The following is a 699-nucleotide window of genomic DNA, read 5'->3' on the forward strand; positions in this document are numbered from 1 at the left end:
AACTGTACAACGTGCGATAACATAACCTTCACGTTTCAATTGTTGCCAGACCTTACGCACACCATATCGACCTAAACTTTCTTTCCAAATACGTTTGATTTGCTCTGCATGATGTAAATCATGCAGAGCACGTTTCGCTCGATGTTCTGGATTGTCAGCGAGATCTAAAGTTCGGTAATAGGTTGAAGCTGCGATCGGTAAAATCCTACAAATCGCATCAACACCATATCGATCTTTATTGTTATGGATAAAATCCACCATTATTTGTGTGGGCGGTCGAGCTCCGCCTGGGCGAAAAAGCGGCTGCTTTACGTAGAATTTCATTGGCACGCTTTAATTCTTTAATTTCACGTTCCATTTGCTTCATTTTTTCTTGATCAGATATCTGTTGTACTTTAATAGGATTTTGCTGATCTAAATGCTTTTGATGCCAGGCACGAAGTGTTTCAGGAGTACAACCAATCTTAGGCGCAATTGCTGTGATTGCAGCCCAAGTAGAAGGATAATCTTTTTCAGATTCAATCAATAATTGAACCGCTCTTTCTCTGATTTCAGGGGTATATTTTAATTTTGTCATAGGGATAGTCTCTCAGAATATTGACTCTCCGACAAACCCGGTACGGTTCATTCACTAAATCCTCAACTTTTTTAAGATCAGCAATATGTCCGTTTGATAAATCTGAATTTACAATTTCACCC

2 pseudogenes and 1 other annotated feature are annotated in these 699 nt (G+C 39.2%); both pseudogenes read right to left on the reverse strand.

Annotated features, from left to right (window positions below):
- A pseudogene (locus tag CF596_RS08670) lies at positions 1–577 on the reverse strand (IS3 family transposase); the annotation flags it as partial.
- Positions 187–302: a sequence feature (AL1L pseudoknot), on the reverse strand. (Overlaps the previous pseudogene by 116 nt.)
- A gap of 8 nt (positions 578–585) precedes the next feature.
- Positions 586–699 (reverse strand): annotated as a pseudogene (locus CF596_RS08675) (IS982 family transposase); the annotation flags it as partial.

The organism is Acinetobacter sp. YT-02, assembly GCF_002412355.1.
GTDB classification, from domain to species: domain Bacteria; phylum Pseudomonadota; class Gammaproteobacteria; order Pseudomonadales; family Moraxellaceae; genus Acinetobacter; species Acinetobacter towneri.